Below are 569 nucleotides of genomic sequence, written 5' to 3' on the forward strand. Positions count from 1 at the left end.
ACCCCCGCCCCATCCCCGCCCACTGCGCGCCCTGCCCGGAGAACAACACCGCGGTCCTGCCCGCGACGACCTGGCCGCCGGTCACCGACCCCAGCCCCGCCAGCAGTTCGGCCCGTTCCGAGCCGATCACCACCGCCCGCCGCTCGAACCCTGCGCCGGTGGAAGCCAGCGACAACCCCACGTCCGCCAGGTCGAGTTCGCCCACCCGCGCGGCCAACCGCTCCGCCCGGGCCCGCAACGCGCCCTCCGACCGCGCCGACAGCACCCACGGCACCACCCCGGCCGGTTCCCCACCCAGGGCAAGAGCCACCTCCGGCGGCTCCTCCAGCACCACGTGCGCGTTCGTCCCGCTGATCCCGAACGCCGACACCCCGACCCGGCGCGGTTCGGAGCCTCGCCGCCACTCCACCGGCTCCGTCAGCAGCGCCACCGACCCCGCCGACCAGTCCACTTGGCGGCTCGGCTCGTCTACGTGCAGCGTGCGCGGCAGCACCCCGTGCCGCATCGCCATCACCATCTTGATCACACCCGCCACCCCCGCCGCCGCCTGCGCGTGCCCGAGGTTCGAC

Annotated in this window: 1 protein-coding gene; it reads right to left on the minus strand. The window is 75.4% G+C overall.

Annotation, left to right across the window (positions count from 1 at the left end):
- Positions 1-526 (minus strand): ketoacyl-synthetase C-terminal extension domain-containing protein (locus tag VM95_RS37930; protein ID WP_425265402.1); only part of this gene is annotated, 526 nt, incomplete at its 3' end.
- Between the last annotated feature and the right edge of the window lie 43 nt (positions 527-569).

It is taken from the genome of Streptomyces rubellomurinus (genome assembly GCF_000961885.1).
GTDB classification, from domain to species: Bacteria; Actinomycetota; Actinomycetes; order Streptomycetales; family Streptomycetaceae; genus Kitasatospora; species Kitasatospora rubellomurina.